At 54.2% G+C, this 4,442-nt stretch carries 4 protein-coding genes and 1 pseudogene; 4 read left to right on the top strand and 1 reads right to left on the bottom strand.

What is annotated here, in order from left to right:
• Positions 1-79: 79 nt before the first annotated feature.
• Positions 80-550: pseudogene (locus tag BBW68_RS09845) on the bottom strand (response regulator); the annotation flags it as partial.
• Positions 551-829: 279 nt separating this feature from the next.
• On the opposite strand from BBW68_RS09845, the gene BBW68_RS09840 reads away from it, so the two are divergent.
• The 4 genes from BBW68_RS09840 to BBW68_RS09825 all read left to right on the top strand — a co-directional run bounded on the left by BBW68_RS09840 (position 830) and on the right by BBW68_RS09825 (position 4,258).
• Positions 830-1,045: a DUF2517 family protein gene (locus BBW68_RS09840; protein WP_070135224.1), complete on the top strand. Its 216-nt coding sequence runs from the start codon at positions 830-832 to the stop codon at positions 1,043-1,045.
• 122 nt (positions 1,046-1,167) lie between these two features.
• Positions 1,168-2,082 carry a YbgA family protein gene (locus BBW68_RS09835; protein WP_070135223.1) on the top strand — a complete coding sequence of 305 codons (915 nt, stop codon included), beginning with the start codon at positions 1,168-1,170 and terminating at the stop codon, positions 2,080-2,082.
• Positions 2,083-2,096: 14 nt separating this feature from the next.
• The gene (gene phrB, locus BBW68_RS09830) at positions 2,097-3,512 is read left to right on the top strand and encodes a deoxyribodipyrimidine photo-lyase (RefSeq protein WP_070135222.1); all 1,416 of its coding nucleotides are present in this window, start codon (positions 2,097-2,099) and stop codon (positions 3,510-3,512) included.
• 2 nt (positions 3,513-3,514) lie between these two features.
• On the top strand, positions 3,515-4,258 hold the full coding sequence (locus BBW68_RS09825; protein ID WP_070135221.1) for a type 2 GTP cyclohydrolase I: 744 nt from the start codon (positions 3,515-3,517) through the stop codon (positions 4,256-4,258).
• The last annotated feature ends 184 nt before the right edge of the window (positions 4,259-4,442 follow it).

The raw sequence follows: 4,442 nt of genomic DNA, 5'->3' as shown, positions 1-4,442 counted from the left end.
GTCTGACGCCCAACGAATCTGAGCGGCTGTACTACTTACAGTCTAATGCTGTGGCCAGTATTAGTTGACCACTACAGACCAACAGGCGAAATTCTATTGGCGTCAGGTGCAGATCTTCACCGTGACAGGTAACGCGACGGGCGGCGATATCCACGCTAACGCTGCCCAAAAAATTGACCTGTGCGCTGAGGCTGTCATTGCCCTAAGGCAGACGGTGGGGCAGCGCCACGCGCACCCACGCCGAAAGGCTTGGTGAGAAAATCATCGGCCCCAGCATCCAGTGTTGCGATTTTATCTTGCTCATCGCTGCGGGCAGACAGCACGATGACCGCCATGCTGCTCCACTGACAGATCTCACGGATAAACTGGCTGCCGTCACAGTCCGGCAGACCGAGACCGAGGATTGTCAGCTCCGGCTTGCGCGTTGCCGCTTCAATCAGACCCTGGCTCAGCGTGTCTGCATTAACCACACAAAATTCTTCCCCCTCCAGCGCCTCGCGCAGAAAACGGCGGATCTCTTTTCATCTTCAACAATCAGAATGGTGGCCACGTTGTCCCTGCTGCTTAACCGCTTAATAGCAGCTAATTTAGCAAAAAGTGGGCAGAGCGTCTGTGATAGTTCGCAATCACCTGCGTAGTTAACAGAGTCGGTTTAATCGTGCTAATTACGATACTATTTTAACAAAAATGTAACTAAATTTCAGTCGAGCTGAATTTAATGTGCTTTTTCGCCAACAGTGGTTGAACCAGTAGTAAAATCACACCAGAAGCGCTACTATTTTAGTCAGATTACACACGGTATCTTTTCAGCGATTATTCAGGAGGACGTATGAGTCTTTATCACAACTGTTCACCCACACGGATTTTCATGCGTCGTGCGACCATCGTGGTTTGTGGTGTGCTGGCCCTGCCGGTGATGTTATTCCGTGGCGATCGCGCACGTTTCTATAGCTATCTGCACCGCGTATGGGTAAAAACCAGCGACCAGTCTGGCTGGCGCAGTCAGAAGCCGCAGAGTGCGAATTCCTGTGATTTTTCGGATTGATCGGAAAAGAAGGCTAACCCCGAAATTTCTTCTAAAATCCCGCTTATCGACGTTTTTTTGCCTGTCGTCGGGCTTTTTCCGCAACATTAAAAGTTGTACATAGCTTTAGAGATTGTATAACTATGGGCGAAAAAATTCCGGTAGGTATCAGTGCCTGTTTACTGGGCGAGGAAGTGTGCTTCGATGGCGGCCATAAACACAATGCTTTTGTTGCCGAGCAGCTGGCACCGTTTATGCGTTATGAGCCCGCCTGCCCTGAAATGGCAATTGGCCTGCCAACCCCGCGTCCGGCACTGCGCCTGACGGAGGAGGGTGGAGAAATCTCCGTGTACTTCAGTAACGACCAAACGGATTCGGTCACCAAGGAGATGCAGGCATTCTCTGCCGAAAAAGTCCATCGCCTGCACCATCTTTGCGGCTATATCGTTTGCGCTAAATCTTCCAGCTGTGGTATGGAGCGGGTACGCGTCCATCGATTCACCCGAGAGCTGATGGCACGGATGCCGTGGCTGCCGGTGGAAGAAGATGGACGCCTGCACGATCCCAACCTGCGCGAGAATTTTGTTGCGCGGGTGTATGCCCTGCACGAGTTTAACCAGCTGTGGAGCAGCGGCCTGACGCGCGCCAAACTGATGGCCTTCCATACCCGTTACAAGCTGCTGCTGCTGGCTCATTCACAGCCTGCCTACCGTCAGATTGGCCCGTTCGTCGCCAAAATAGACCAGTGGGAATCGCTGGAAGATTTTGCGTTGGAGTATCGCCAGCACCTGATGGACCTGATGAAGCATGAGGCGACGCGCAGCAATCACACCAACGTATTGATGCATGTGCAGGGCTACTTCCGCCGTGAGCTGACTTCAGCCCAGCGCCAGGAGCTGGCGAAGCTGATCGATCACTACCGTCAGGGCCTGCAGCCGCTGCTGGCACCGATATCCCTGCTTCAACACTATATGGTGGAATACCCGCATCCGTGGCTGGCCGAACAGCGTTACTTTGCGCCTTATCCGGAAGCACTGCACCTGCGGTACGGACAATAATTTCAGGGAGCATTATGACAACTCATCTGATCTGGTTGCGCAACGATCTGCGCATCAACGACAACCATGCGTTGTACGCCGCCTGTCGTTCTGACAATGCACGGGTTATTGCCCTGTTTATCGCCACACCCGGGCAGTGGCAGTCGCACCATATGGCACCCAAACAGGCGGAGTTTATCTGGCAAAGCTTGCAGGAACTCCAGCAGTTGCTGGCGGCAAAAGGTATTCCACTGCATCTTGAGCAGTGCGCCGACTTCAACGCCTCCGTTTCGCTACTGCGGCAATTTTGTCAAGAGCACAAGGTTGACCGCCTGTTCTACAACTATCAGTACGAGGTTAATGAGCGCCAGCGCGATGCTGCGGTAGAAAGCACGCTGTTTGAAGACGAGGTGATGGTACAGGGCTTCAACGACAGCTTGCTGCTGCCGCCCGGCAGCCGCGAGATGTACAAAGTTTTCACGCCTTTCAGTAAAGCCTTCGTGAAGCGGTTACAGGAAGGACTGCCCGAATGTCTACCGGCGCCAGCCTGTCGTGCGGAAGGCGCAGTAACCACCCCCCGCCGATTGAAAGCGTTCGACTATCCGCGTGAGGATATCGACAGCGCGCTGTTTGCTCCCGGTGAGAAGTCCGCCATTGCCCGGCTACGCGAATTTTGCCAGACCCCGGTGACACACTATCATGCACAGCGTGATATTCCGGCGCTTGACGGCACCAGCTGCCTGTCGGCTTACCTAGCGACAGGCGTGCTGTCGCCACGTCAGTGCCTGCACCGCTTGCTGAAGCAGCATCTGCGCAGACTGGAGGACGGCAAAGTGTTTGTCTGGCTTAACGAGCTTATCTGGCGCGAGTTTTACCGTCATTTGCTGGTGGCTTACCCGTCGCTGTGCCGTCATCAGCCCTTTACCCGCTGGCCGCGCGGTGCCAAATTGCGCGACGATGCCGAGGGGATGAAGGCGTGGCAGCTGGGGAAAACCGGCTACCCGATCGTCGATGCTGCGATGCGCCAGCTTAATAAGCTGGGCTGGATGCATAACCGCCTGCGCATGATTACCGCGAGTTTCTTGGTAAAAGATCTGCTGATCGACTGGCGCGCGGGTGAACAATATTTTATGACGCAGCTGATTGATGGCGACATGACCGCAAACAATGGCGGCTGGCAGTGGGCAGCGTCTACCGGCACCGATGCTGCACCTTATTTTCGCATTTTTAACCCCACGACTCAGGGCGAACGCTTCGATGAAAGCGGTGAATTTATTCGCCACTGGCTGCCGGAACTACGCGATGTGCCGGAGAAATATATCCATCAGCCGCACAAGTGGGCAAAGAAAAATCAGCAAACCCTCGATTATCCGCAGCCAATAGTGGAACATAAACAGGCACGCCTGCAAACCTTGGACGCTTTTGAAGCGGCATGCAAACAGACGGACTAATTATGCTGAATACTGAACTGGAACGGCTGGTTAACCAACTGCTTAACACCGAAAATTTTAAAGATTACGCCCCCAATGGATTACAGATTGAAGGGCGGGGCGAAATTAAAAAAGTGGTGACCGGCGTAACCGCCTGCCAGGCGCTGCTCGACGAGGCAGTGCGCTTAGAGGCCGATGCAGTGCTGGTGCATCACGGCTATTTCTGGAAGAGCGAAGCCCCGGCGATTAAGGGCATAAAGCGCCAGCGGCTGAAAACGCTACTGGCCAACGATATCAACCTGTTTGGCTGGCATTTGCCGCTGGATGGTCACTCTGAGCTGGGCAATAACGCGCTGCTGGCGAAGATGTTCGATATCGACGTCAAAGGCGAGATCGCTCTGCTGCTGCCGTGGGGGGAGCTGAGAATCCCCATAAACGGCGAGCAGCTGGCGCAGCGTATTGCTCAGGTATTAGGCCGTGAGCCGCTGCACTGCGGGGATAACGCCCCGGCACTGATTAAGCGCGTTGCTTGGTGCAGCGGCGGCGGTCAGGGCTATATTAATGATGCCTCGGCGTTTGGCGTTGACGCCTTCATCAGCGGAGAAGTGTCCGAGCAGACCATCCACAGCGCGCGCGAGCAGGGGCTGCACTTCTTCGCCGCCGGGCATCATGCCACCGAGCGCTGCGGTATTCAGGCGTTGGGCGACTGGCTGGCGCAGCATCATGGTCTGGATGTCACCTTCGTCGATATTTTCAACCCTGCCTGATGATCCTCTCTGCAACTGCCAATGACCTTCAGCTCGCAGCATTAAGGCCGCACTGAAGGTTGACAGCCACGTGACAATTCCGCATAACTACCTGTTATAATTGATATTAAATATCACTTTTCCCTATTTGTGATCTTGACCCACCATCTCCGGACATCTTTTGTATCTCGCGAATTCAGATAAT

This window comes from Candidatus Erwinia dacicola (genome assembly GCF_001756855.1).
Taxonomy (GTDB): Bacteria; Pseudomonadota; Gammaproteobacteria; order Enterobacterales; family Enterobacteriaceae; genus Erwinia; species Erwinia dacicola.
This window is presented reverse-complemented; position numbering and strand designations above follow the sequence as displayed.